This is a genomic window from Kribbella sp. NPDC051620, from assembly GCF_044453825.1.
GTDB lineage: Bacteria > Actinomycetota > Actinomycetes > Propionibacteriales > Kribbellaceae > Kribbella.
In genome coordinates this window covers 652,205-678,014 of the sequence record NZ_JBITDB010000005.1, presented here as the reverse complement: position 1 = coordinate 678,014, position 25,810 = coordinate 652,205, and the positions used below count along the sequence as shown (strand labels likewise).

At 66.3% G+C, this 25,810-nt stretch carries 30 protein-coding genes and 1 pseudogene; 2 read left to right on the top strand and 29 right to left on the bottom strand.

Annotated elements, in window-relative coordinates:
* Nucleotides 1–3: 3 nt before the first annotated feature.
* From ACIA12_RS27935 to rpsL, 27 genes and pseudogenes are all read right to left on the bottom strand, one after another.
* Nucleotides 4–576 (bottom strand): adenylate kinase, encoded by a 573-nt coding sequence (locus tag ACIA12_RS27935; RefSeq protein ID WP_396370018.1) that lies wholly within the window; start codon nt 574–576, stop codon nt 4–6.
* Nucleotides 576–1,877, bottom strand: a complete 1,302-nt coding sequence (secY, locus tag ACIA12_RS27930; RefSeq protein WP_396370435.1) for a preprotein translocase subunit SecY — start codon at nt 1,875–1,877, stop codon at nt 576–578. The genes ACIA12_RS27935 and secY overlap by 1 nt, the downstream gene beginning before the upstream one ends.
* Nucleotides 1,878–2,012: 135 nt before the next feature.
* Nucleotides 2,013–2,453: a 50S ribosomal protein L15 gene (gene rplO / locus ACIA12_RS27925; RefSeq protein WP_343976453.1), complete on the bottom strand. Its 441-nt coding sequence runs from the start codon at nt 2,451–2,453 to the stop codon at nt 2,013–2,015.
* A gap of 1 nt (nt 2,454) precedes the next feature.
* The gene (rpmD, locus tag ACIA12_RS27920; RefSeq protein WP_328329386.1) at nt 2,455–2,637 is read right to left on the bottom strand and encodes a 50S ribosomal protein L30; all 183 of its coding nucleotides are present in this window, start codon (nt 2,635–2,637) and stop codon (nt 2,455–2,457) included.
* Nucleotides 2,637–3,236, bottom strand: a complete 600-nt coding sequence (rpsE, locus tag ACIA12_RS27915; protein WP_328329388.1) for a 30S ribosomal protein S5 — start codon at nt 3,234–3,236, stop codon at nt 2,637–2,639. Before rpsE ends, rpmD begins: the two co-directional genes overlap by 1 nt.
* 33 nt (nt 3,237–3,269) lie before the next feature.
* Entirely contained in the window at nt 3,270–3,653 is a 384-nt protein-coding gene (gene rplR / locus ACIA12_RS27910; RefSeq protein ID WP_020388094.1) for a 50S ribosomal protein L18, read from the bottom strand.
* On the bottom strand, nt 3,653–4,195 hold the full coding sequence (rplF, locus tag ACIA12_RS27905; protein WP_343976443.1) for a 50S ribosomal protein L6: 543 nt from the start codon (nt 4,193–4,195) through the stop codon (nt 3,653–3,655). The genes rplR and rplF overlap by 1 nt, the downstream gene beginning before the upstream one ends.
* A 27-nt stretch (nt 4,196–4,222) precedes the next feature.
* Nucleotides 4,223–4,630, bottom strand: a complete 408-nt coding sequence (gene rpsH / locus ACIA12_RS27900; RefSeq protein WP_164598719.1) for a 30S ribosomal protein S8 — start codon at nt 4,628–4,630, stop codon at nt 4,223–4,225.
* A 94-nt stretch (nt 4,631–4,724) separates the two neighbouring features.
* Nucleotides 4,725–4,910 carry a type Z 30S ribosomal protein S14 gene (locus tag ACIA12_RS27895; protein ID WP_132167346.1) on the bottom strand — a complete coding sequence of 62 codons (186 nt, stop codon included), beginning with the start codon at nt 4,908–4,910 and terminating at the stop codon, nt 4,725–4,727.
* A gap of 1 nt (nt 4,911) precedes the next feature.
* Nucleotides 4,912–5,484 (bottom strand): 50S ribosomal protein L5, encoded by a 573-nt coding sequence (gene rplE / locus ACIA12_RS27890; RefSeq protein WP_270136191.1) that lies wholly within the window; start codon nt 5,482–5,484, stop codon nt 4,912–4,914.
* A complete protein-coding gene (gene rplX, locus ACIA12_RS27885) occupies nt 5,484–5,891 on the bottom strand; it encodes a 50S ribosomal protein L24 (RefSeq protein ID WP_343976436.1) in 408 nt (135 codons plus the stop codon). The genes rplE and rplX overlap by 1 nt, the downstream gene beginning before the upstream one ends.
* A 1-nt stretch (nt 5,892) precedes the next feature.
* A complete protein-coding gene (rplN, locus tag ACIA12_RS27880) occupies nt 5,893–6,261 on the bottom strand; it encodes a 50S ribosomal protein L14 (protein WP_020388099.1) in 369 nt (122 codons plus the stop codon).
* Nucleotides 6,262–6,352: 91 nt separating this feature from the next.
* Nucleotides 6,353–6,655 carry a 30S ribosomal protein S17 gene (rpsQ, locus tag ACIA12_RS27875; protein ID WP_328329406.1) on the bottom strand — a complete coding sequence of 101 codons (303 nt, stop codon included), beginning with the start codon at nt 6,653–6,655 and terminating at the stop codon, nt 6,353–6,355.
* Nucleotides 6,652–6,948, bottom strand: coding sequence for a 50S ribosomal protein L29 (gene rpmC, locus ACIA12_RS27870; RefSeq protein WP_396370017.1), 297 nt, complete (start codon nt 6,946–6,948; stop codon nt 6,652–6,654). Before rpmC ends, rpsQ begins: the two co-directional genes overlap by 4 nt.
* Entirely contained in the window at nt 6,948–7,367 is a 420-nt protein-coding gene (gene rplP / locus ACIA12_RS27865; RefSeq protein WP_396370016.1) for a 50S ribosomal protein L16, read from the bottom strand. Before rplP ends, rpmC begins: the two co-directional genes overlap by 1 nt.
* Before the next feature lie 3 nt (nt 7,368–7,370).
* Nucleotides 7,371–8,225 carry a 30S ribosomal protein S3 gene (rpsC, locus tag ACIA12_RS27860; protein WP_396370015.1) on the bottom strand — a complete coding sequence of 285 codons (855 nt, stop codon included), beginning with the start codon at nt 8,223–8,225 and terminating at the stop codon, nt 7,371–7,373.
* 80 nt (nt 8,226–8,305) lie between these two features.
* Nucleotides 8,306–8,770: pseudogene (gene rplV / locus ACIA12_RS27855) on the bottom strand (50S ribosomal protein L22); the annotation flags it as partial.
* 49 nt (nt 8,771–8,819) lie between these two features.
* A complete protein-coding gene (gene rpsS / locus ACIA12_RS27850; protein WP_020388105.1) occupies nt 8,820–9,101 on the bottom strand; it encodes a 30S ribosomal protein S19 in 282 nt (93 codons plus the stop codon).
* Nucleotides 9,102–9,116: 15 nt separating this feature from the next.
* The gene (rplB, locus tag ACIA12_RS27845; protein ID WP_363813231.1) at nt 9,117–9,950 is read right to left on the bottom strand and encodes a 50S ribosomal protein L2; all 834 of its coding nucleotides are present in this window, start codon (nt 9,948–9,950) and stop codon (nt 9,117–9,119) included.
* Nucleotides 9,950–10,255, bottom strand: coding sequence for a 50S ribosomal protein L23 (gene rplW / locus ACIA12_RS27840; RefSeq protein ID WP_112243217.1), 306 nt, complete (start codon nt 10,253–10,255; stop codon nt 9,950–9,952). The genes rplB and rplW overlap by 1 nt, the downstream gene beginning before the upstream one ends.
* Nucleotides 10,252–10,947 carry a 50S ribosomal protein L4 gene (rplD, locus tag ACIA12_RS27835; RefSeq protein ID WP_396370014.1) on the bottom strand — a complete coding sequence of 232 codons (696 nt, stop codon included), beginning with the start codon at nt 10,945–10,947 and terminating at the stop codon, nt 10,252–10,254. Before rplD ends, rplW begins: the two co-directional genes overlap by 4 nt.
* Entirely contained in the window at nt 10,944–11,600 is a 657-nt protein-coding gene (gene rplC / locus ACIA12_RS27830; RefSeq protein WP_396370013.1) for a 50S ribosomal protein L3, read from the bottom strand. Before rplC ends, rplD begins: the two co-directional genes overlap by 4 nt.
* 16 nt (nt 11,601–11,616) lie before the next feature.
* Nucleotides 11,617–11,925, bottom strand: a complete 309-nt coding sequence (gene rpsJ / locus ACIA12_RS27825; RefSeq protein ID WP_343976410.1) for a 30S ribosomal protein S10 — start codon at nt 11,923–11,925, stop codon at nt 11,617–11,619.
* Between the two features lie 334 nt (nt 11,926–12,259).
* Nucleotides 12,260–13,453, bottom strand: coding sequence for an elongation factor Tu (gene tuf / locus ACIA12_RS27820; protein WP_396370012.1), 1,194 nt, complete (start codon nt 13,451–13,453; stop codon nt 12,260–12,262).
* A gap of 72 nt (nt 13,454–13,525) precedes the next feature.
* Nucleotides 13,526–15,607 (bottom strand): elongation factor G, encoded by a 2,082-nt coding sequence (fusA, locus tag ACIA12_RS27815; RefSeq protein ID WP_396370434.1) that lies wholly within the window; start codon nt 15,605–15,607, stop codon nt 13,526–13,528.
* Nucleotides 15,608–15,709: 102 nt separating this feature from the next.
* Nucleotides 15,710–16,180: a 30S ribosomal protein S7 gene (rpsG, locus tag ACIA12_RS27810; protein ID WP_328329424.1), complete on the bottom strand. Its 471-nt coding sequence runs from the start codon at nt 16,178–16,180 to the stop codon at nt 15,710–15,712.
* Nucleotides 16,180–16,554 carry a 30S ribosomal protein S12 gene (rpsL, locus tag ACIA12_RS27805; RefSeq protein ID WP_012923692.1) on the bottom strand — a complete coding sequence of 125 codons (375 nt, stop codon included), beginning with the start codon at nt 16,552–16,554 and terminating at the stop codon, nt 16,180–16,182. The genes rpsG and rpsL overlap by 1 nt, the downstream gene beginning before the upstream one ends.
* 454 nt (nt 16,555–17,008) lie before the next feature.
* Between rpsL and ACIA12_RS27800 the strand changes: the two genes are divergently transcribed.
* Nucleotides 17,009–18,835, top strand: coding sequence for a DUF1800 domain-containing protein (locus tag ACIA12_RS27800; RefSeq protein WP_396370011.1), 1,827 nt, complete (start codon nt 17,009–17,011; stop codon nt 18,833–18,835).
* 39 nt (nt 18,836–18,874) lie between these two features.
* A complete protein-coding gene (locus ACIA12_RS27795; RefSeq protein WP_396370010.1) occupies nt 18,875–20,230 on the top strand; it encodes a DUF1501 domain-containing protein in 1,356 nt (451 codons plus the stop codon).
* 61 nt (nt 20,231–20,291) lie between these two features.
* Here ACIA12_RS27795 and ACIA12_RS27790 read toward each other — a convergent pair whose 3' ends face one another.
* Nucleotides 20,292–21,662 (bottom strand): nuclear transport factor 2 family protein, encoded by a 1,371-nt coding sequence (locus ACIA12_RS27790; protein WP_396370009.1) that lies wholly within the window; start codon nt 21,660–21,662, stop codon nt 20,292–20,294.
* A 231-nt stretch (nt 21,663–21,893) separates the two neighbouring features.
* Nucleotides 21,894–25,754 (bottom strand): DNA-directed RNA polymerase subunit beta', encoded by a 3,861-nt coding sequence (locus tag ACIA12_RS27785; RefSeq protein ID WP_396370008.1) that lies wholly within the window; start codon nt 25,752–25,754, stop codon nt 21,894–21,896.
* Nucleotides 25,755–25,810: the final 56 nt, after the last annotated feature.

Here is a 25,810-nt window from a genome sequence, read left to right as displayed (position 1 = left end):
CTCTTAACCTTCCAGGGTTTTCAGGGCGGTCAGCACCCGCTCGCTGACCTCTTCGATCTCGCCGACGCCGTCCACCTCGACCAGCAGACCGCGCTGGGCGTACACCCGAAGCAGCGGCTTGGTCTCGGCGGTGTAGACCTCCTGGCGATGCCGGATGACATCCTCGGAGTCGTCGCTGCGACCGTCCACCTTGGCCCGGTTGAGCATCCGGTCGACCAGTACGTCGGTATCCGCGACCAGCGCGACCACCGCGTCCAGCTCGTGGCCGTGCTCGGCCAGGATGTCGTCCAGCGTGCCGACCTGCGGCAGCGTCCGCGGGTACCCGTCGAGCAGGAAGCCCTCACCCGCGTCGGCCTCCGACAACCGGTCGCGCACCATTGCGTTGGTGACCTCGTCGGGGACGTAGTTGCCCGCGTCCATGTACCGCTTCGCCTCGAGACCCAGCGGGGTCTCGTCCTTCACGTTCGCGCGGAAGATGTCGCCGGTGGATACGGCCGGGATCCCGAGCCGGTCCGCAAGCACCTTTGCCTGCGTACCCTTACCCGCTCCGGGCGGACCCATCAGCAACATTCTCATCAGCGCAGGAACCCTTCGTAATTACGTTGCTGCAGCTGCGACTCGATCTGCTTGACCGTGTCCAGTCCGACGCCGACCATGATCAGGATCGACGTACCGCCGAACGGGAAGTTCTGGCTGGCGTTGAGCAGGACGAGGGCGACCAGCGGAATCATCGAGATGATCGCCAGGTAGATCGCGCCGGGCAACGTGATGCGGGACAGAACGTAGGAGAGGTACTCCTCGGTCGGCCGGCCCGCCCGGATCCCGGGGATGAAGCCGCCGTACTTCTTCATGTTGTCTGCAACTTCCTTCGGGTTGAAGGTAATCGAGACGTAGAAGTACGTGAAGAAGATGATCAGGGCGACATACGTCACCATGTAGATCGGGTGATCGCCCTTGACCAGGTTGCCCTGGATCCACTGCGCCCATGGCTTGTCCTGTCTGAACTGACTGACCAGGACCGGCAGATACAGCAGGCTCGAGGCGAAGATGACCGGGATGACGCCGGCCTGGTTCACCTTCAGCGGGATGTAGGTCGAGGTGCCGCCGAACATCTTGCGGCCGACCATCCGCTTGGCGTACTGGACCGGGATCCGGCGCTGCGCCTGTTCGATGAAGATGACCGCGGCCATGATCACCAACCCGATCAGGATCACCACGACGAAGGTCGGAATGCCCTTGGCCTTGCGGATGCTCCACAGCTGGGTCGGGAAGGTGGCGACGATCTGGGTGAAGATCAGGATCGACATGCCGTTGCCGACACCGCGATCGGTGATCAGCTCACCCAGCCACATCACCACGCCGGTACCGGCGGTCATCGTCAGCACCATCACGACGACCGGGAACCAGCCGTCCTTGTACAGCAACGGCTCGTTGCAGCCCTGGAACAGCCGGCCGGGCGTCCGGGCGAGCGCGACGAACGCGGTCGCCTGCAGGATCGCGAGGCCGACGGTCAGGAAGCGGGTGTACTGGGTGATCTTGGTCTGGCCCGCCTGGCCTTCCTTCTTCAGCGACTCCAACCGCGGGATGACCACGGTGAGCAGCTGCAGAATGATGCTGGCGGTGATGTACGGCATGATGCCGAGCGCGAAGATCGCGAGCTGCAGCAGTGCCCCGCCGGAGAACAGGTTGATCAGGTTGTACAGGTTCGCGTTCGAGCCGTTCTTGCTGACGTCGATACAGGTACGCAGCGACTGAACGTTGACGCCAGGCGCCGGCACGACGGAGCCGATCCGGAAGATCACGACAATAAAGAGCACGAACAAGATCTTCCGGCGCAGGTCCGGAGTCTTGAACGCGTTGGCAAAGGCGCCTAACACCCTGTCCTCCCACATGTTTTCCTTGCCCCGGGCAGGGCAGGGCACTAGCAAAGCAGCTGGGCAAGAGACGAACCAGGGCCCGTCCGAACTCCAGCGCACAATATACAAGCGCTGGCTCGCACGAGCCCTGGATACTCACACCTCGGTAGTGGTTCCTCCGGCCGCCGCGATCTTCTCCTTGGCGGACTTCGAGAACTTGTGCACCGAAACTTGCAGAGCAACCGTGAGCTCGCCGTCGCCCAGCACCTTCACCGGGAGACTGTCACGGACCGCACCCTTGGCGACCAGGTCGGCTACGCCGATCTCGCCACCGTCGGGAAACAGCTGTCCGAGCTTGTCCAGGTTAACGACCTGGAACTCCACTCGGTTCCTGCTCTTGAAGCCCTTCAGCTTCGGGAGCCGCATGTGCAACGGCATCTGGCCACCCTCGAAGTTCTCGGGGATGTTGTTACGGGCCTTGCTGCCCTTGGTACCGCGGCCGGCCGTCTTGCCCTTGGAGCCCTCACCACGACCAACACGGGTCTTGGCGGTCTTGGCTCCGGGCGCCGGACGCAGGTGATGAACCTTGAGCGCCATGTCAGTCAACCTCTTCGACGGTGATGAGGTGGCGAACCGCACGGACCATCCCGCGAACCTCAGGCCGGTCTTCGTGGACGGCGGTGTCGCCGATCCGCTTGACGCCCAGGGTGCGCAGCGTGTCCCGCTGGTTCTGCTTGCCACCGATGCCGGAACGGGTCTGGGTCACCTTCAAGCGTGCCATCAGGAGATCCCCTCCGCCCGCGCCTTCAGCAGCGCCGCCGGGGCGACGTGCTCGACCGGCATGCCACGGCGCGCGGCCACAGCTTCCGGCGTCTCCAGGGACTGCAGCGCCGCAACGGTGGCGTGAACCACGTTGATGGCGTTGGAGGACCCCAGCGACTTGCTCAGGATGTCGTGGATCCCGGCGCACTCCAGTACCGCGCGCGCCGAACCACCCGCGATCACACCGGTACCGGGAGCGGCCGGACGCAGCAGCACAACGCCTGCGGCCTTCTCGCCCTGGACCGGGTGCGGGATGGTGCCCTGGATCCTCGGCACCTTGAAGAACGACTTCTTGGCCTCCTCGACACCCTTGGCGATCGCCGCGGGCACCTCCTTGGCCTTTCCGTAACCCACACCGACGGTGCCTTCACCGTCGCCGACGACCACGAGGGCGGTGAAGCTGAAGCGACGACCACCCTTCACGACCTTGGCAACACGGTTGATGGCTACCACGCGCTCGATGTAGGCGGTCTTGTCAGCTGCCGCACCACGACCACCGTCGCGGTTACGGCGCTCACCACCGGCGCCGCCTCCGCGACGCTGCTGGCCTCCGCTCATTTCGAACTACCTTCTTCCCTTTGTGTCGCCATGTCAGAAGCCGAGCCCGCCCTCACGGGCGGCGTCGGCCAGGGCCGCGATCCGGCCGTGGTACTTGTTCCCGGCGCGGTCGAAGACGACCTCGTCGATGCCAGCGGCCTTGGCGCGGTCGGCGATCAGGCCGCCCACGGTCTTGGCCTTGTCCGTCTTGTTCGCCTCCGCACCGCGCAGGTCGGCCTCCATCGTGGAAGCCGAGACCAGCGTGACGCCGGCGACGTCGTCGATGACCTGAGCGAACAGGTGCTTCGACGACTTGCTGACCACCAGGCGCGGCCGGTCGGCCGTGCCGTTGACCTTCTTGCGGACGCGGATCTGGCGACGCAGCCGGGAAGAGGTCTTCTTGGCGGAGTGCTTGTTGTGACGCAATCCGATCGCCATTACTTACCAGCCTTTCCGACCTTGCGGCGCACCTGCTCGCCCGCGTACCGCACACCCTTGCCCTTGTACGGCTCGGGCTTGCGCAGCTTGCGGATGTTGGCGGCTACCTCGCCGACCGACTGCTTGTCGATTCCCTGCACCGAGAACTTGGTCGGAGCCTCGACCACGAACGTGATGCCCTCAGGGGCGTCCACGGTGATGGTGTGGCTGTACCCGAGCGAGAACTCCAGCTGGGTCGGTCCCTTGGCCAGGACGCGGTACCCGACGCCGACGATCTCGAGCTTCTTCTCGTAGCCGTCCGTCACGCCGGTCACCAGGTTGGCGATCAGCGTGCGGGACAGGCCGTGCAGTTCCTTGCTCTTGCGCTGGTCGTCCGGACGCTTGACGGCGATCGTGCCGTCCTCGTCGCGGTCGACCACGATGGGCTCCGCAACAACGTGCGAGAGCTGACCCTTGGGGCCCTTCACAGTGACCGTCTGGCCGTCGATCGTGACGTCGACGCCGGACGGGACCGTGATCGGGAGCTTACCGATGCGAGACATGAGAGTGGTCCTCCTTCCGGTTCTTCGTCACCAGACGTAGGCGAGGACTTCCCCGCCAACGCCCTTGTTCTTGGCCTGCCGGTCGGTCAGGAGTCCCTGCGACGTCGAGATGATCGCGACGCCGAGGCCACCGAGCACCTTGGGCAGATTGGTCGACTTCGCGTACACCCGCAGGCCGGGCTTGCTGATCCGGCGAACGCCTGCGATCGAGCGCTCCCGGCTCGGGCCGAACTTCAGATCAACAACGAGCGTCTTGCCGACGGTGCCCTCTTTGGGCTCCTCCACCTGGTAGGAGGAGATGTAACCCTCCTGCTGGAGGATGTCGGCGATGCCCTGCTTGATCTTGCTGTACGGCATCTGGGTCGACTCGTGATACGCCTGGTTGGCGTTGCGCAGACGAGTGAGCATGTCTGCGATCGGGTCGGTCATCGTCATGGCCTGGGGCCTCTTTCCCGCCGTGGTTTCGCCTCATGGCGACCTACGGTGACTAGATTTTGAGTAGAAAGAACAGTGCTGGCTGAACGCACGGTCACCAGCTGGACTTGGTGACGCCGGGCAGCTCGCCCCGGTGCGCCATCTCGCGCAGGCAGATCCGGCACAGGCCGAACTTGCGGAAGACGGCCTTGGGCCGGCCGCAGCGCTGGCAGCGCGTGTAACCACGCACCGCGAACTTCGGCGTCCGGGCCTGCTTGACCTTGAGTGCTGTCTTCGCCACGTCAGTTCTCCTTGAACGGGAAGCCGAGCTGCCGCAGCAGCGCGCGCCCCTCGTCGTCGTTCTTGGCGGTGGTCACCACGGTGATGTCCATTCCGCGAACCCGGTCGATCTTGTCCTGGTTGATCTCGTGGAACATCACCTGCTCGGTCAGACCGAAGGTGTAGTTGCCGTTGCCGTCGAACTGCTTGGGCGACAAGCCGCGGAAGTCGCGGATACGCGGCAGTGCGAGCGAGAGCAACCGGTCCAGGAACTCCCACATCCGGTCGCCGCGCAGCGTGACGTGCGCGCCGATCGGCATGCCCTCACGCAGCTTGAACTGCGCGATCGACTTGCGGGCCTTGGTCACCGACGGCTTCTGGCCGGTGATCGCGGCCAGGTCCTTGATGGCGCCGTCGATCAGCTTGGAGTCGCGAGCCGCCTCGCCGACACCCATGTTCACCACGATCTTGGTGAGCCCGGGCACCTGCATGACGTTCTCGAAGCTGAACTCCTCGTTCAGCTTCGCGACGATCTCTTCGCGGTACTTGGTCTTCAGCCGGGGCAACGTCTTCGCCTCGGGAGCTGCGGTGGTCATCAGATCTCCTCGCCGGTACGCCGCGCGATCCGAACGCTCCGGAAACCGGTGTACGTCGAGCCGTCGGGGCGCCGCTTCTGCACCTCGACGCGGTTGTAACCGACGCGGGTGGTCACCTTCTGCTTCTTGCCGTCCTTCTCGACCTCGACCAGAAGCATCACGTTGGAGACGTGGATCGGGGCTTCCTGGGTGACGATGCCACCCGTGGTGCCGCCGCGCTGGGCCTGCTGCACCTTGGTGTGCTTCTTGACCCGGTTCACGCCTTCGACGATGACCTTTTCGGCCTCGGGCAGGACCGAGATGATCTTGCCCTCGAGGCCCTTGGACTTGCCGGCGATCACGCGGACGAGATCACCCTTCTTGACGTGCAGCGACCGCTGCACCTTCTGCTGGGGCTTACCTGACATCTCAGAGCACCTCCGGAGCAAGCGAGATGATCTTCATGAACTTCTTCTCGCGCAGCTCCCGGCCGACCGGCCCGAAGATGCGGGTGCCGCGCGGCTCGCCGTCGGCCTTGAGGATCACGGCGGCGTTCTCGTCGAACCGGATGTAGGAGCCGTCCGGACGCCGGCGCTCCTTCACGGTGCGCACGATGACAGCCTTGACGACGTCGCCCTTCTTGACGCCGCCACCCGGGATCGCGTCCTTGACGGTGGCGACGATCGTGTCACCGACACCGGCGTAGCGCCGACCGGAGCCACCGAGAACGCGGATGCACAAGATCTCCTTGGCACCCGTGTTGTCGGCGACCTTCAGTCGCGACTCCTGCTGGATCATCTGTTGATCTCCTGGTTGTCTCGCTGGTTCTCACGCTCGGTGAGCCTTGCGGAACGAATAATTTCGATTGGGTACTGCGAGGCGTCGCTGGTCACTTCGCCTTTTCGAGGATCTCCACGATCCGCCAGCGCTTGGTCGCCGACAGCGGCCGGGTCTCCATCAGGAGGACCCGGTCGCCGATCCCGGCGGCGTTCTGCTCGTCGTGGGCCTTGAGCTTGCTGGTACGACGGATGACCTTGCCGTACAGCTTGTGCTTGACCCGGTCCTCGACCTCGACGGTGACGGTTTTGTCCATCTTGTCGCTCAGCACCAGACCGACTCTCGTCTTGCGGGCGCTGCGCTTCGTGTCGGGGGTCGTGCTCACGGTCTCGTCCTTCGCTGCGTTCTCGGTCATGCCTTGCTCCCAGCCTTCTCGCTGTCGTCCGCGGTCTCGTCAGCGGTGTCATCGGCAGCCGCGGCCACCGGAGCTGAGTCAACCTCTTCGGTGATGCCGAGCGCACGCTCGGTCAGCACCGTGTAGATGCGGGCGATGTCCTTGCGGACGGCGCGCAGCCGGCCGTGGGACTCCAGCTGACCCGTGGCAGCCTGGAACCGGAGGTTGAACAGCTCCTCCTTGGCGTTACCGAGCTTCTCCAGAAGCTCGTCCTTTCCCAGGTTCCGCAGTTCGGCGGCGGTCAGGGTAGCCATCAGTTCTCACCTGCCTCTCGGGTGATGAAGCGGCACTTCATCGGCAACTTGTGAATCGCGCGGCGCATGGCCTCGCGAGCGACGTCCTCGGGAACACCGGACAGCTCGAACAGCACGCGTCCGGTCTTCACGTTCGCGATCCACCACTCGGGCGAACCCTTACCGGAACCCATCCGGGTCTCGGCCGGCTTCTTGGTCAGCGGGCGGTCCGGGTAGATGTTGATCCAGACCTTCCCGCCACGCTTGATGTGCCGGGTCATCGCGATACGAGCGGACTCGATCTGCCGGTTGGTGACGTAGTGGTTCTCCAGCGCCTGGATACCGAAGTCACCGAACGCCAGCGTGGTGCCGCCCTTGGCAGCGCCGGAGCGCTTCGGGTGGTGCTGCTTGCGGTGCTTGACCTTACGGGGGATGAGCACGGTTCAGCTCTCCGTTCCGGTCGTCTCGGCCGGCTTCTCCGCAGCCGGAGCTGCATCGGCCTTCGGAGCCTCGTTGCGGGGTGCGCCAGCGCCACCGTCACGGCGGCCACCACGGTCGCCGCCACGGCCACCGCGATCACCGCGGTCGCCACCGCCACCGTCACGGCGGGCCGGACGGCCACGCTGCTGGGTCGCGGCGCGGGCAGCTGCCTGGGCCTCGCGCTCGGCGCGGGTGCCGGCCAGGTCGCCCTTGTAGATCCAGACCTTCACGCCGATCCGGCCGAAGGTCGTACGTGCCTCGTAGAAGCCGTAGTCGATGTCCGCGCGCAGGGTGTGCAGCGGCACACGGCCTTCGCGGTAGAACTCCGAACGCGACATCTCGGCGCCACCCAGACGACCGGAGCACTGGATCCGGATGCCCAGGGCGCCGCCACGCATGGTGGTCTGCATCGCCTTGCGCATCGCGCGGCGGAACGCCACGCGGCCGGACAGCTGCTCGGCCACACCCTGGGCGACGAGCTGGGCGTCGACCTCGGCGTTCTTGACCTCGAGGATGTTCAGCTGCACCTGCTTGCCGGTGAGCTCCTCGAGGCTGCCCCGGATCCGGTCCGCCTCGGCGCCGCGGCGACCGATCACGATGCCCGGACGCGCGGTGTGGATGTCGACCCGAACGCGGTCACGAGTGCGCTCGATCTCCACACGGGAGATGCCGGCGCGCTCCATGCCCTTGCTCAGCAGGCGACGGATCTTGACGTCCTCGCCCACGTAGTCCTTGTAGAGCTTGTCGGCGTACCAACGGCTCTTGTGGTCCGTGCTGATGCCGAGTCGGAACCCGTGCGGGTTAACCTTCTGGCCCACTATCGGGTCTCCTTCTTCTCAGCCTTTTTGGCGGTCGCCTTCTTGGCCGGCGCCTTCTTGGCGGTGGCCTTCTTGGCCGGCGCCTTCTTCGCGTCGTCAGTCTTGGCGTCGGCCAACTTGGCCTCAGCCTTCTTGGCCGGCGGCGCGACCTCGACCTTGGGGCCGACCACGACGGTGATGTGGCTGGTCCGCTTGTCGATCCGGGTGGCCCGGCCCTGTGCACGCGGGCGGTGACGCTTCAGCGTCGGTCCCTCGTCCACGAAGGCCTTCACCACGACCAGGTCGGCCCGGCTCAGGTGCTCGGTGCCCTCGGCGTTCGCCGCGGCGCTGTCGACGACCTTGTACACGGTCGCGGCAGCGGCCTGCGGGGCGAACTTCAGAGTGGCGAGTGCATCGTCGATGCCCATGCCGCGCACCAGGTCGACCACGCGACGCGCCTTCATAGGCGTCACGCGGACGAAGCGCGCGACCGCGAAGGCCCCGGGCTCCTCGCCCAGCAGGCTCTCGCGACGGGCACTGACGGCCCTACGCTCTTGAACGCTCATGATGTTCGAATCTCTCCGTAGGTTGCTTGCGCGTAATCACTGACCGAGGTCAGCGACGCCGTGCCTTGCGGTCGTCCTTCTCGTGACCCTTGAACGTCCGGGTCGGTGCGAACTCGCCGAGCTTGTGCCCGACCATCGCGTCGGTGACGAACACCGGGACGTGCTTGCGGCCGTCGTGCACCGCGAGCGTGTGGCCGATCATGTCCGGAATGATCATGGATCGGCGCGACCAGGTCTTGATCACGTTCTTGGTGCCCTTTTCGTTCTGCACCTCCACCTTCTTGAGCAGGTGGTGGTCGACGAACGGGCCCTTCTTCAGGCTGCGTGGCATTCTGTCCGGCTCCTATCAGCGCTTCTTGCCGGCCTTGCGGCGCCGGACGATCATGCGGTCGCTTTCCTTGCGGCCGCGGGTGCGGCCCTCAGGCTGGCCCCAGGGGGACACCGGGTGACGTCCACCGGAGGTCTTGCCCTCACCACCACCGTGCGGGTGGTCGACCGGGTTCATCGCGACACCACGGACGGTCGGGCGCTTGCCCTTCCAGCGCATCCGGCCGGCCTTGCCCCAGTTGATGTTCGACTGCTCGCCGTTGCCGACCTCACCGAGGGTGGCGCGGCAGCGCACGTCGACCATCCGGACCTCGCCGGACGGCATCCGCAGGGTGGCCATCCGGCCCTCCTTGGCGACCAGCTGAACGCTGGCGCCGGCGGAGCGGGCCATCTTGGCGCCACCACCGGGACGAAGCTCGACGGCGTGCACCGTGGAGCCGACCGGGATGTTGCGCAGCGGCAGGTTGTTGCCCACCTTGATGTCGGCCGCGGGGCCGTTCTCCACGATGGTGCCCTGCTCCAGCTTGGCCGGGGCGAGGATGTAGCGCTTCTCGCCGTCGACGTAGTGCAGCAGCGCGATCCGCGCGGTGCGGTTCGGGTCGTACTCGATCTCGGCAACCTTCGCCGGGACGCCGTCCTTGTCGTACCGCTTGAAGTCGATCAGGCGGTACGCCCGCTTGTGACCGCCACCGTGGTGCCGGGTGGTGATCTTGCCGGAGCTGTTCCGGCCGCCCTTCTTGGGCAGCGGACGCAGCAGCGACTTCTCGGGGGTCGAACGGGTGAGCTCGACGAAGTCGGCCACGCTCGAGCCACGACGGCCCGGCGTTGTCGGCTTGTATTTGCGGATACCCATTACGACTGGCCTCCGAAGATGTCGATGCGGTCGTCGCCGGCAAGGCTGACGATCGCTCGCTTGGTGTCAGGACGCTTGCCCCAGCCCGTACGGGTACGGCGGCGCTTGCCCTTGCGGTTGATCGTGTTGACGCTGGTCACGCGGACCTTGAACACCTTCTGGACCGCGAGCTTGATCTCGGTCTTGTTGGCGTCCGGGGCGACCTCGAACGTGTACTTCTGCTCGTCCAGCAGGCCGTAGCTCTTCTCGCTCACGACCGGCCGCAGCAGCACGTCCCGCGGGTCCTTGTTGACTCCGTGGCTCATGCCTCTACCTCCTGCTCGGCTTCGGTCGACGTCGCGACAGCCTTGACGGACTTGCCCTTGGGCGTACCGGCGACGAAGGTCTCCAGCGACTTGCTGGTGAAGATGATCGCGTCGTTGCACAGCACGTCGTAGGCGTTCAGCTGGTCGGCCGCGATCAGGTGCACGGTCGGCACGTTGCGCAGGCTGAGCAGCGAGACGTCGTCGTCACGCTCGACCACCACGAGCACCTTGAGGAACTCGGTGACCTCGGCGAGGACGGCCTTCGCGGCCTTCGTCGAGGGCACGTCGCCGTCGACGAACTGGTCGACCACGTGCACGCGGCCTTCACGGGCCCGGTCGGAGAGCGCTCCGCGCAGGGCGGCGGCGATCATCTTCTTCGGGGTCCGCTGGCTGTAGTCACGCGGCGTGGGGCCGTGGACGACGCCACCACCGGTGAACTGCGGCGCGCGGGTCGAGCCCTGACGGGCGCGGCCGGTGCCCTTCTGGCGGTACGGCTTGGCGCCACCACCGGACACCTCGCCACGGCGCTTGACCTTGTGGGTGCCCTGACGGGCGGCGGCCAGCTGGGCCACGACGACCTGGTGGATCAACGGAATGTTGACCTGGACGTCGAACAGCTCGGCCGGGAGCTCCGCGGAGCCCTTCTTGGCGACCTTGTCGCCCTTCACGACGACGACGTCAACGGTGCTCATTTGGTAGCTCCCTTCGCGGCGTTGCGGATCAGCACGAGGCCGCCCTTGGGGCCGGGGACGGCGCCCTTGAGCAGGACCAGGCCGCGCTCGACGTCGATCGCGTGGACCGTCACGTTCTGCGTGGTGACCTTCTCGTTGCCCATCCGGCCGGCCATCCGCATGCCCTTGAAGACGCGACCGGGGGTCGCGCAGCCGCCGATGGAACCCGGCGAGCGGTGCTTCTTGTGCACACCGTGGGTGGCGCGCAGGCCGTGGAAGCCGTGCCGCTTCATGACACCGGCGAAGCCCTTGCCCTTGCTGGTGGCGGAGACATCGACGATCTCGCCCGCGGTGAACGCCTCGGCCTTGATCTCCTGGCCGAGCGTGTACTCGCTGGCGTCAGGGGTGCGCAGCTCGAGCAGGTGGCGGCGAGGAGTCACGCCGGCCTTCTCGAAGTGGCCGCGCATCGGCGAGGTCACCTTGCGGGGGTCGATGTCGCCGAACGCGATCTGCACGCCGTCGTAGCCGTGGCTGGCCGAGGTACGAACCTCGGTCACCACGCACGGGCCGGCCTGGATCACGGTGACGGGGACGACACGGTTGTTCTCGTCCCAGGTCTGGGTCATGCCGAGCTTGGTGCCCAGCAGACCGCGCGTGTTCTTGGTTTTGCTCATTGGCTGTTCGCGTCCCTCAGAGCTTGATCTCGATGTCGACACCGGCCGGCAGGTCGAGACGCATCAGCGAGTCGACGGTCTTCGGCGTGGGGTCGATGATGTCGATGAGCCGCTTGTGGGTGCGCATCTCGAAGTGCTCGCGGCTGTCCTTGTACTTGTGCGGCGAGCGGATGACGCAGAACACGTTCTTTTCCGTCGGCAACGGCACCGGGCCAGCAACCTTCGCACCAGTACGCGTCACCGTCTCGACGATCTTGCGCGCCGAACTGTCGATGACCTCGTGGTCGTAGGCCTTCAGCCGGATGCGGATCTTCTGTCCCGCCATCGCTTCGCTACGTCCTTCTCTTTGTCTTCGTCTTTGTCGCTCCGACCCCCGCGGTCGGGTGTGTCGCGGACGCGGCACGCGCGTCACCACACACTTTCGACCCTGGGATGGAGATCGGGGCCCGGTCTCGGACCGGCACCTCGGCATGGTCTCCGGTCCGGCGCACCAGCCAGAAGAACACTCTGGGGCGCGCCCCGGCAACCTCGCCTGAGCAACCTGAATATTGTGCCAGAGATCGGCATCGGAATGCCAATCGAGGTGGCTTCAGGCGGAAACCGCCTAAAGCAGAGATCCGCGAGGGCTCGACTTACGAGCCCTCGCGGACCTCATGAAATCACTTGAGGATCTTGGTGACCCGGCCGGCGCCGACGGTACGGCCACCTTCCCGGATCGCGAACTTCAGGCCCTCTTCCATGGCGATCGGCTGGATCAGCTCGACCGTCATGTCGGTGTTGTCGCCCGGCATGACCATCTCGGTGCCCTCGGGCAGCGTGACGACGCCGGTGACGTCCGTGGTGCGGAAGTAGAACTGCGGGCGGTAGTTCTGGAAGAACGGCGTGTGACGGCCGCCCTCTTCCTTCGACAGGATGTAGACCGACGCGTCGAAGTTGGTGTGCGGGGTCGTGGTGCCCGGCTTGATGACGACCATGCCGCGCTCCACGTCTTCGCGCTTGGTGCCACGAAGCAGCAGACCGACGTTCTCGCCGGCTTCACCGGTGTCGAGCAGCTTGCGGAACATCTCGATGCCGGTGACCGTGGTGGTCTGCTTCTCCGGACGGATGCCGATCAGGTCGACGGTCTCGTTGACCTTGACCACGCCGCGCTCGATCCGGCCGGTGATGACGGTGCCGCGACCCGTGATGGTGAAGACATCCTCCACCGGCATCAGGAACGGCTTGTCGATCTCGCGAACCGGCTGCGGGATGTAGGCGTCGACCGCATCCATCAGCTTCAGGATCGACTCACCCCACTTCTCGTCACCCTGCAGGGCCGGGTGGGCGGCAACGTGCACGACCGGCGCGTTGTCACCGTCGAACTCCTGCTCGGAGAGCAGCTCGCGAACCTCGAGCTCGACGAGCTCCAGGATCTCCTCGTCGTCGACCATGTCGCACTTGTTCAGCGCGACGACCATCGCCGGCACGCCGACCTGACGGGCGAGCAGCACGTGCTCACGCGTCTGCGGCATCGGGCCGTCGGTGGCGGCGACGACCAGGATCGCGCCGTCCATCTGGGCCGCACCGGTGATCATGTTCTTGATGTAGTCCGCGTGACCCGGGCAGTCGACGTGTGCGTAGTGCCGGGCCTCGGTCTGGTACTCGACGTGCGCGATGGAGATGGTGATACCGCGCTGACGCTCTTCCGGCGCCTTGTCGATCTGATCGAAGGCCGACGCCTCGTTCAGGGTCGGGTACTTGTCGTGCAACACCTTGGTGATCGCCGCGGTAAGAGTGGTCTTACCGTGGTCGATGTGACCGATGGTGCCGATGTTGACGTGCGGCTTAGTCCGCTCGAACTTCGCCTTAGCCACTGGGGCCCTCCTGGGAAATGTTGACTTACGCCGTACGCCGACGCGCTGTGGGTTGGTTGGTCCGGGGCGAGATTACTCGCCGCGGGCCTTCTTGATGATCTCTTCCGCCACGTTCTTCGGAACCTCGGCGTAGGAATCGAACTGCATCGAGTACGACGCGCGGCCCTGGGTCTTCGACCGCAGGTCCCCGACATACCCGAACATCTCGGACAACGGCACCGAGGCCTTGATGGCCCGGCTGCCACCGGGGCCCTCGTCCATCGACTGGATCTGGCCGCGGCGTGAGTTGAGGTCGCCGATCACTTCACCCATGTAGTCCTCGGGTGTGATGACCTCGACCGCGAACATCGGCTCGAGGATGACCGGCTGGGCGCGGCGGGCCGCGTCCTTGAAGGCCATCGAACCGGCGATCTTGAAGGCGAGCTCGGACGAGTCGACATCGTGGTAGGCGCCGTCGGTCAGGGTGACCTTGACGTCCACCATCGGGTAGCCGGCCAGGACGCCGAACTCCATCGCTTCCTGTGCGCCCTCGTCCACCGACGGGATGTACTCCCGGGGGATCCGGCCACCGGTGACGGCGTTGACGAACTCGTAACCGCCCTCGCCACCCGCCTCGACCGCGGTCGGCTCGATGCTGATGATCACACGCGCGAACTGACCCGAACCACCGGTCTGCTTCTTGTGCGTGTAGTCGACCTTCTCGACCTTCTTCTTGATGGTCTCGCGGTAGGCGACCTGGGGCTTGCCGACGTTGGCCTCGACGCGGAACTCGCGCTTCATCCGGTCGACCAGCACCTCGAGGTGCAGCTCGCCCATCCCGGCGATGATCGTCTGGCCGGTGTCCTCGTCGGTCCGGACCTGGAAGGTCGGGTCCTCGTCGGCAAGGCGCTGGATCGCGACGCCGAGCTTCTCCTGGTCGGCCTTCGACTTCGGCTCGATGGCGACCGAGATGACCGGCGCCGGGAACGTCATCGACTCGAGCAGGACCGGCTTGGCCGGGTCGCACAGCGTCTCACCGGTGGTGGTGTCCTTCAGACCCATCACGGCGACGATGTGGCCGGCGCCGACCGACGCGATCTCCTCACGCTTGTTCGCGTGCATGCGGTAGATCTTGCCGATCCGCTCCTTGCGGCCCTTGGTCGGGTTCAGCACCTGGGTGCCGGTCTCGAGCTTGCCCGAGTAGACCCGGATGAAGGTCAGCTTGCCCAGGTGCGGGTCGGCCGCGATCTTGAAGGCCAGCGCCGAGAAGGGCTCGGAGTCGTCCGGCTTGCGCAGCACGACCTCGGTGCCGTCCTTGATGTCGTGACCCTCGATGTCGGGGACGTCGAGCGGGCTCGGCAGGAAGGCGTTGATCGCGTCGAGCAGGGGCTGAACGCCCTTGTTCTTGAACGCGGTACCGGTCAGCACCGGGGTCAGCTTGGAGGCGATCGTGGCGCGGCGGATGCCGGCCATGACCTGCTCCTGGGTCGGCTCTTCGCCTTCCAGGTACATCTCCATGATCTCGTCGTCGGCCTCGGCCAGCGTCTCGATCAGCTTGTCGTGCCACTCCGCGGCGAGCTCGGTGTGGGTGGCCGGGATCTCCTCGACGGTGTAGTCCTCACCCATCGTGGTCTCGCCACGCCAGGTCAGCGCGCGCATCCCGACCAGGTCGACGACGCCGATGAAGTCGGACTCGGCGCCGATCGGCAGCTGCAGCACCAGCGGCACCGCGGCCAGCCGGTCGACGATCATGTCGACGCAGCGCATGAACTCGGCGCCGGTGCGGTCGAGCTTGTTGACGAAGCAGATCCGCGGTACGCCGTACCGGTCCGCCTGGCGCCACACGGTCTCGGACTGCGGCTCGACACCAGCGACACCGTCGAAGACCGCGACGGCGCCGTCGAGGACGCGCAGCGAGCGCTCGACCTCGACGGTGAAGTCGACGTGCCCGGGGGTGTCGATGATGTTGATGGTGTGGTCTTTCCAGGTGCAGGTCGTCGCGGCGGACGTGATGGTGATGCCGCGCTCCTGCTCCTGCTCCATCCAGTCCATCGTGGCCGCGCCGTCGTGGACCTCACCGATCTTGTACGTGATACCGGTGTAGAACAGGATCCGCTCGGTCGTCGTCGTCTTGCCGGCGTCGATGTGGGCCATGATGCCGATGTTGCGCACCATGCTCAGGTCGGTGGTGATTTGTACGGCCACCTCGGTGGTCTACCTCTCGCTTCTGTCTAGCTTCAAAAGAGTGAACGCGGGGGCCCGGGAACGGGCCCCGGCTCACCAGCGGTAGTGGGCGAATGCCTTGTTGGCGTCGGCCATCTTGTGCGTGTCCTCGCGGCGCTTGACCGCGGCACCGAGACCGTTGGACGCGTCCAGGATCTCGTTCATCAGGCGCTCGGACATGGTCTTCTCGCGACGGGCCCGGGAGTACGACGTGAGCCAGCGCAGGGCGAGCGTGGTCGAGCGACCGGGCTTGACCTCGATCGGCACCTGGTAGGTGGCGCCACCGACGCGGCGGCTCTTCACCTCGATGCTGGGCTTCACGTTGTCCAGGGCGCGCTTGAGCGTGATGACCGGGTCGGTGCCCGTCTTCGTCCGGGTGCCCTCGAGGGCGGTGTAGACGATGCTCTGCGCGATCTGCTTCTTGCCGTCCACCAGGATCTTGGAGATCAACTGGGTGACCAGCGGGGAACTGTAGACCGGGTCGATGATGACCGGCCGCTTGGGTGCGGGACCCTTGCGGGGCATTAGCTCTTCTCCTTCTTCGCGCCGTACCGGCTGCGAGCCTGCTTCCGGTTCTTCACACCCTGGGTGTCGAGCGAACCGCGGATGATCTTGTACCGGACACCCGGGAGGTCCTTCACACGACCACCGCGCACGAGCACGATGGAGTGCTCCTGCAGGTTGTGGCCGACGCCGGGGATGTAGGCGGTGACCTCGATGCCGCTGGTGAGGCGAACACGAGCGACCTTGCGAAGCGCCGAGTTCGGCTTCTTCGGTGTGGTCGTGTAGACGCGCGTGCACACACCACGACGCTGAGGGGAACCCTTCAGGGCCGGCGTCTTGTTCTTGGACACCTTGTCCTGGCGGCCCTTGCGGACCAACTGCTGGATGGTGGGCACCGCGTAGGTCTCTTTCTGTCGTCCGGTCGGTTGCTGCGCACCTGACCCCCGCGGTCGGGTGTGTCGCGAGGGCACGGACACGCCGGAGTCATAAACTTTCTGACTGTCGGCAGAAGTCCCGTGCCACGCGCTGACCCGAAAAGTACGAGGGGCACGCATGACGGCCCAGGATGACCCGGGCACGATCGTTAAGACTAGCGGCTGCCTCAAGCACGGTCAAAACAGAACACCGCGCTGTGCAGAGGCGCAGCCGCACTGCCAGTCTACCGGATCCCTGACGGCACTCTCGACGCGGCCGGACCGGGCCATTCGGATTCCTTATGTCTGATCTCGGTAAACATCGTCCCGGGCCGGTTCCGGACCGCGAAGTTTGCGGCATAGTCACGCCCATCAGGTGTAACGACCTGGTAACGGGGATCTGTCGCAGCCGCCGCTCTCGCCAGGAGAAACGCTCGTGGATCACGGTCCCGCCCCCTCGAACCGTCCCCGCCTCACCGCGGACGAGCAGCCGCCGCCAGGTCCGCCCGCCCCACGGACCCTGTCGCCGGTAGCCCGCCGGGCGGCCATCGGTGCCGTCGCCGGCACCCTGGCCGCCGGCGGGTTGGCTGCCGAGATCCTCAGCCGCCCGGACACCCTCCGCAACCGCGTGCTGGCTTCTGCCCGGACCGGAGACCCAACCGGTACTACGGTCGCGGCCCGCGCCCGGGTCGCCCAGCAGCCGAGTCTTGCCACCGACGGCGAGGACCGCGACTCCAGCTTCGTCGCCGGTAAGGGCTCCAAGGCCGCCGGGCAGACCGGCAAGCCCACCGAGTACGCCGGTTATGCGGCCGCTGCCAAGGCCGGCCGCGCCTCCCCCGGATTGCTGACCGGCAAGAGCGGTCCCCTGACCGGTGCCCAGGCCCGGCGGCATCTGCTCAATCGCGTGACGTTCGGGCCGCGGCCGGCCGACGTACAGGCGCTTGAACGGCTTGGGATCGACAAGTGGCTGGCGGCTCAGTTGTCGCCGACGGCCAAGGATGCGGCCGGGGACCGGGTCTGGCGTGCTGTTCCGCTGGCGGGTGCGGATCCCGCCACCGTCCGGAGGTCGATCGATGAGTACTCGTGGGAGGCGATGTTCCACACCGGGATCGCGACGCTCGGTCGTCAGGTCTTCGGGAGCAGGCAGTTGTTCGAGGTGGTGGTGGATGTCTTCGCCAACCACCTGCACGTGGCGACACCGTCGGACCGCGGGTGGGATGTCGCGCCGCAGTACGCGGTGTCGGTGATCAGGCGGCATGCCTTCGGGCGGTACAGCGACATGTTGCAGGCCGCCATGCGACATCCCGCGATGCTGCGGTTCCTCGACAACGACGCCTCTACCCGCGACAGCGTCAACGAGAACCTCGGCCGGGAGCTGCTGGAGCTGCACACGGTTGGAGTGTCATCCGGCTATACAGAGAAGGATGTACGGGCCAGTGCCTATGTACTGAGTGGCCGCGGCGCCACCAAGGACGGTGTCTTCGAATACGACGCCGACAAGCACCGGACCGGGCGGGTGAAGGTACTCGACTGGTCTGCGGCCAACAGCTCGGGTAAGGGGGGCCTGGCCGTCGGCGACCGCTATCTCGACTACCTGGCCAAGCACCCGGCTACTGCCAAGACGATCGCCCGCAAGCTCGTCGTACGGTTCGTAGACGACTCTCCCCCGGCTGCACTGGTCAATCGGCTGGCGCAGATCTACCTGCGCAACAACACGGCGATCCTGCCGATGCTGAGCGCTCTGTTCCGCAGTAGTGAGTTCTGGAACTCCCTTGGCAGCAAGACGAAGCGGCCGCTGGAAGACGTGGTGAGCAGTGCGCGGGCACTCGACCTGCCGTTCGGTCCGGCCACGCCCAAGGGCCTGGAGGGCGTCTACTGGGAACTCAACAACCTCGGCCACGCACCGCTCGCCTGGCCGTCCCCCAACGGCTACCCGGACGTGGCACCGGCCTGGGCCTCAGCCGGCCAGATGCTCGAGCGCTGGTCGATGCACCGCGCTATGACGTTCGGCTGGTGGGAGGGGATGAAGCAGGCGAAGCTGCCGACCGCTCTGCAACCGCGGAAGGGCGATACCTACCGCGAGTGGTTCGACCGACTCGGTGTGCAGTTGCTCGGGCAGCTGCCCGACGCCCGGCAGCGCACCGCTCTGGCGACGTTCGTCGGAGCAAAGCTCACCTCCCGGGTCGACCGGGGGCGGATGGAGTGGCAGGCGGGCCATGTAGTCGCCCTGGTCCTCGACTCCCCACAGTTCCTTGCTCGTTGACCAACTCTTCCCACACCGCCCAGCAGGAGTACCGCACTCATGAGAGACATGCTCGCTTCGTTGCATCCCGACTGCCCTGACTGGCAGCGCCTGGGCCCTACCCCGGCTGACGCCGCTCTGCGGGCCAGCGCTGCGGCAGTGGTGGCCGATGCGGAGGACAGAGAGTCGCAGTGGAGCAAGGGCTTCACCCGGCGCCGCCTACTGGCAGGTGGCCTGGGGGTGGGAGTCGCTGCTACTCAACTGGTGACTACCCGCGTCTCCTGGGCGGACCCCGGCGCTGCGCCGGGTGGCACGCTGATCGTCGTGTTCCTTCGCGGTGGCATGGACGGGTTGTCCGTGCTGGTACCTGCGGATGACCCGGAGCTGCTCAAGGCTCGGCCGTCGATCGCGGTACGGGCCGCTTCGCTGCTCAACCTGCAGCGTGGGTTCGGCATGCACCCAGCTCTTGCTCCCCTGCTGCCACTGATGACGACGGGGTGGCTGGCCGCAGTACCGGCTGTGTCTACTCCTGACCTGACTCGCAGCCACTTCCAGGCCCAGGACTGTCTGGAGCGTGGTGGAGCTGCTAGATCCTCCGTGCAGTCCGGGTGGCTCGACAGAGTCCTGCAGGAGCTAGGGCCCGGTACTACGTTCCGCGGGCTGGGTCTGGGCACCCGGATGAGCCGGTCGCTGCTGGGGAGCTCCAACCCGATCATGCTGAGCTCGCTGAAGGACTTCACCGTCAAGGGCATCGACGGGGTCGCACCGCAGACGCTGGCGGCGCTGAAGACGCTCTACACCGGGATAGACCACCCGCTGGGGGTGCAAGGGCTTGATGCCTTGCAGGCGTCGGCGCGGGCGCAGGGGTACGCCAAGCAGCAGGAGAAGCCGGCCAAGGAGCGCGGCTATCCGGATGGGGAGTTCGGGGCGTCCCTGGCGACGCTGGCGCAGTTGATCAAGGCCAAGGCCGGAGTACGGGTGGCCACTGTGGATCTGGGTGGCTGGGACATGCACACGGATCTCGGCACGGTCGATGGTGGCGACATGACCAACTCGCTGAAGACGGTGGCGACGGCCCTGGCGGCATTTGCTGCTGAGCTCGGGCCTGATCTGGACAACACCACGGTGGTGACCATGAGCGAGTTCGGTCGCCGGGTGGAGCAGAACGCGAACAGCGGGACGGATCACGGGCATGGCGGGGTGGCGCTGGTGCTCGGTGGGGGCGTCAAGGGTGGAGTGCATGGGAAGTGGGAGGGGTTGGCGCCCGGCGTACTGGATCAAGGTGATGTGCCGGGCACCAACGACTACCGCGACGTGCTGTCGGAGGTCGTGATGCGGCGGCTGGGGCTCAGTGAAGCTCAAGCAGGCAAGGTGTTCCCGGGTTGGAAGCCGACGCCACTCGGCATCATGGCCTGAACAGGTCGAGCGCACTGCGTCCGGCTGGTCGCAGTGCGCTCGAACTACTTCAAGCTCTGTCTCAGCTGATGAAGCGGACCTCGGTGATCAGCCCGTCCTGTACCTGATACAGCGCGACGGTCGGGGTCTGGTTGGTGATCGTCTGCTCGATCACCCAGTCGCCGACCAGCATCCGCTGGACCAGCTCCCGCTTGCACTCACCCGCCTCGAACTGCGGCCGGTAGTGCTCCCGCAGGGAACGCCTTCCCCGCATCACCGGCCCATCAGCAAACTGCAGCAGAGCCGTCGGCGAGTACATCGCCAAAAACGCCTCAAGATCATGTGCCTCAAACGCAGCATGCTCCCGCCCCACCACCCGAGAAGCCACAGTCTCCTCCTGCACCGGCGAAGACAAGGCGGTGGCGGTCGCCTGCACACTCTGCTGGCTGGCGGGCACAGCAGCCTGCTCGGCATCGCCGAGGGTGGTCGCGCCGGTGCCACCTGACGCCGCGCCGGCCGGTGCGGGCACCAGGCCGGCGGCCGCCGATGCCTGCGGCGCGACGGCGCTACTGGCAGCTGAGCGGGCCGGCGCTACCGCCGCCTCGCCCCGCGAGGCAGTTGCGCGGGTGGCTGGGGTTGCTGCTGCGGGGGTTTTGGTGGGTTGGTGGGTGGGTGCCGGGATGGTGGCGGCTGGGATGGGGAGTTGGGTGGGTGCGGTGGGGTCTTCGCCCAGGTGGGCGATGGCCCAGTCGAGGGCCTTGGTCACCGCGGCGCGGGACTCTTCGCTGTGGTCGAGCATGTCGAAGCCGTGTTGCCCTTTCGGTACGTCGATGATGTCCAGCGCGGCGCCACCGGCGGAGACGAACTCCGCCACCGGTCGGGCGAGCTCTTCGCGCTCGCGGCCGACGGTAGTCAGCAGCACCGGCAGGTCCTTGTGTTTGCCGATCACTTCGGCGGCGGAAACCAGTTCGTCGACACCGGGCGGAGTGGCGAGCATGGGATAGGTCAGGGCGACGGCACGCAGCCAGTCGGGGCGGCTGTCCAGCCACTCCCCCGCCAGCAGGCCGGCGCCGGAGAAGAACCACAGCACGACGCGCTCGGGGTCTACCTGCGGATCGGCCCGCAGTACGCCGACAGCGGCCTCTACGTCGTCCGCGGCGGTGGCCAGCTGGTCGAGCCCCCGGATCAGGCTGTGATCGACCACGACGGCCACCTGGCCGCGCTGAGCGATGGCTGCGGCATAGCCCTGGTAGACCGGCCAGTCCCGCGGCGACACCTCGAGATCGGCGGGTCCGGGACCACCGTGGACCAAGAGGATCGCGCCGGTGCGAGCGGTCCCGGCAGGCCGGTGGAAGTCGAGCTCGCCGACCCGGTCGACCCGGTGCTCCGCACCCTGCGCGACGTCCAGCACGAACGGTTGCAGGTACGCCGGGAGGTCCGTCATACGCGTCATCTTCGCGCATCCCGCCGACACTTCCACGCCGACCCCTCGCAACACTCCGCAGCCAGTTGACCACCCTCGGCGTGTCGCCCGGCCGGCCTGCTCCACAACCCCTGCGGGTACAACGATCTGGCTCCGTTTCCCCTTGTTGCTAAGGGCAACGAGGGGATCGAACGACGTGGAAACGCCGCGAGGGCGGCACCCCCGGAATGGGAGTGCCGCCCTCGGCGGGTACTACGGACTTCAGTTCTGGTACGAGCCCAGGTCGAAGTCGTCGAGCGGGACCGACTGCCCGGCGGACGGGCCGAAGTCGTAGTCGTACGACTCGTAGCCGACCATCGAGTACATCGCGGCCTTCGCCTCCTCGGTGGGCTCCACCCGGATGTTGCGGTAACGGTCCATGCCGGTACCCGCCGGGATCAGCTTTCCGATGATGACGTTCTCCTTCAGACCGACCAGCGAGTCGGACTTGCCGTGGATCGCGGCCTCGGTCAGGACCCGGGTCGTCTCCTGGAAGGAGGCGGCCGACAGCCACGACTCGGTCGCGAGCGACGCCTTGGTGATACCCATCAGCACCGGACGACCCGAGGCCGGCGTACCGCCCTCAGCCACGACCCGACGGTTCTCGGCCTCGAACATCAGCCGGTCCGCCAGCTCACCCGGCAGCAGGTTCGCCTCGCCGGACTCGATCACCGTGATCCGGCGCAGCATCTGCCGGACGATGATCTCGATGTGCTTGTCGTGGATGGCCACACCCTGCGACCGGTACACCTCCTGGACCTCGTCCACCAGGTGCTCCTGCGCCTTCCGGATACCCAGGATCCGCAGAACCTCCTGCGGGTCCGGCGTACCCTGCGTCAGCTGCTGGCCGACCTCGACGTGCTGACCGTCCTCGATCAGCAGCCGAGCCCGCTTCGACACCGGGTAGGCGACCTCCTCGGAACCGTCGTCCGGGGTGAGCACCAGCTTCCGGGTCTTGTCGGTGTCCTCGATGGCGATCCGGCCGGCAGCTTCACCGATCGGCGCCTTGCCCTTGGGCTGACGGGCCTCGAAGAGCTCGACCACACGCGGCAGACCGTGCGTGATGTCATCACCCGCGACACCACCGGTGTGGAAGGTACGCATGGTCAGCTGCGTACCGGGCTCACCGATGGACTGGGCCGCGATGATGCCGACCGCCTCACCGATGTCGACCGGCTTGCCGGTGGCCAGCGAACGGCCGTAGCACTTCGCGCAGGTACCGGTCTTGGCGTCACAGGTCAGTACCGAGCGGACCTTGACCTGCTCGATACCGGCCTCGACCAGCAGCGCGATGGACACGTCGCCCAGATCGCTGCCGGCTGCCAGCACCAGGTTGCCCTTGGCGTCGAAGGTGTCGGTCGCCAAGGTCCGCGCGTAGGCGCTCGTCTCGACGTTCTCCGCGTGCACGACCTTGCCGTCCGGACCGGCCTCGCCGATCTGCTTGGGCAGGCCACGCTCGGTGCCGCAGTCCTCCTCGCGGATGATGACGTCCTGCGACACGTCCACCAGACGACGGGTCAGGTACCCGGAGTCGGCGGTCCGCAGCGCGGTGTCGGCAAGACCCTTACGAGCACCGTGGGTGGCGATGAAGTACTCGACCACCGACAGGCCCTCGCGGAAGTTGGACTTGATCGGCCGGGCGATGATCTCGCCCTTCGGGTTGGCCACCAGACCACGCATACCGGCGATCTGCCGGATCTGCATCATGTTGCCTCGCGCACCCGAGTGCACCATCATCCAGATCGGGTTGGCCTTGGCGAAGTTCTCCTCCATGGCCTTGCCGACCTCGGCGTTGGCGCCGGTCCAGATCTCGATCAGTTCCTGCCGCCGCTCGGACGAGGTGATCAGACCCCGCTCGAACTGCTTCTGGACCTTCTCGGCCTGGGCCTCGTAGCGAGCCATGATCTCCGGCTTGCTCGGCGGCGTGCTGAAGTCGTCGATCGACACCGTGACACCGGAACGAGTGGCCCAGCGGAAACCGAGGTCCTTCAGCGCGTCCAGGCAGAACGCCACCTGGACCTTGGAGTACCGCTCGGCCAGATCGTTGACGATCGAACCCAGCTGCTTCTTGCCGACCTCGGTGTCCACGAAGGTGTAGTCGCTCGGCAGCGCCTCGTTGAACAGGGCGCGACCCAGCGTGGTCTCCAGCGAGAACCCACCGTTCGGGCGCTCGGTCGAGCCGGCCGGAGCACCGGCCTGGTCGAGCCGGAGCGTGATCTTGGCCTGCAGCGACAGCTCCTTGCGGTCGAAGGCCATCAGCGCCTCCGCCATCGAGCTGAACGCCCGGCCCTCGCCGAGTTCGCCTTCCTTGAGCATCGTCAGGAAGTAGATGCCGATGATCATGTCCTGGGTCGGCATCGTGACCGGACGGCCGTCAGCAGGCTTCAGGATGTTGTTCGTCGACAGCATCAGGATCCGGGCCTCGGCCTGCGCCTCGGCCGACAGCGGCAGGTGCACCGCCATCTGGTCACCGTCGAAGTCCGCGTTGAACGCGGAGCAGACGAGCGGGTGGATCTGGATCGCCTTGCCCTCGATCAGCTGCGGCTCGAACGCCTGGATCCCCAGTCGGTGCAGGGTAGGCGCGCGGTTCAGCAGTACCGGGTGCTCGGTGATGACCTCTTCCAGCACGTCCCAGACCTGGGCGCGCTGACGCTCGACCATCCGCTTGGCGGACTTGATGTTCTGCGCGTGGTTGAGGTCGACCAGCCGCTTCATCACGAACGGCTTGAACAGCTCCAGCGCCATCGCCTTCGGCAGACCGCACTGGTGCAGCTTCAGCTGCGGGCCGACGACGATGACCGAACGGCCGGAGTAGTCGACTCGCTTGCCCAGCAGGTTCTGACGGAAACGACCCTGCTTGCCCTTGAGCATGTCGGACAGCGACTTCAGCGGCCGGTTGCCCGGGCCGGTGACCGGACGTCCACGACGGCCGTTGTCGAACAGCGCGTCGACGGCCTCCTGGAGCATCCGCTTCTCGTTGTTGACGATGATCTCGGGAGCGCCGAGGTCGAGCAGTCGCTTGAGCCGGTTGTTCCGGTTGATCACCCGGCGGTACAGGTCGTTCAGGTCGGAGGTGGCGAACCGGCCACCGTCGAGCTGGACCATCGGCCGCAGGTCCGGCGGGATGACCGGGACGCAGTCCAGGACCATGCCCATCGGGCTGTTGTTGGTGGCCAGGAACGCGGTGACGACCTTGAGCCGCTTCAGGGCGCGGGTCTTGCGCTGGCCCTTGCCGGTCTTGATCGTCTCGCGCAGGCTGTCCGCCTCGGCCTTGAGGTCGAAGGTCTCCAGGCGCCGCTGAATCGCGGCCGCGCCCATCGCGCCCTCGAAGTACTTGCCGAACCGCTCCTTCATGGCGCGGTACAGGATCTCGTCGCCCTCCAGGTCCTGGACCTTGAGGTTCTTGAACCTGCTCCACACCTCGTCGAGGCGGTCGATCTCGCGCTGCGCACGGTCGCGCAGCTGCTTGACCTCACGCTCGGCGCCTTCCTTCACCTTGCGGCGAACGTCGGCCTTCGCGCCCTCGGCCTCGAGCTGGGCGAGGTCCTCCTCGAGCTTCTTCATCCGGGTCTCGATGTCGTTGTCGCGCCGGCCCTCGAGCTGCTTGCGCTCGACATCGGTCCGGCCCTCCAACGACGAGAGGTCGCGGTGCCGCGCCTCGTCGTCGACGTCGGTGATCATGTACGCCGCGAAGTAGATGACCTTCTCGAGGTCCTTCGGGGCGAGGTCGAGCAGGTAGCCGAGTCGCGACGGGACACCCTTGAAGTACCAGATGTGGGTGACCGGCGCGGCCAGCTCGATGTGGCCCATCCGCTCGCGGCGCACCTTGGAACGGGTGACCTCTACGCCACACCGCTCACAGATGATGCCCTTGAAGCGAACACGCTTGTACTTGCCGCAGTAGCACTCCCAGTCCCGGGTGGGACCGAAGATCTTCTCGCAGAACAGACCGTCACGCTCAGGCTTGAGCGTCCGGTAGTTGATCGTCTCGGGCTTCTTGACCTCACCGTGCGACCACTGGCGGATCTCATCCGCGGTCGCCAGGCCGATCCGAAGCTCGTCGAAGAAGTTCACGTCGAGCACGATGTGTTATCTCCCGATTGTAAAAATGGTCTGAGTGAGTTGACTGTTGATCGAAA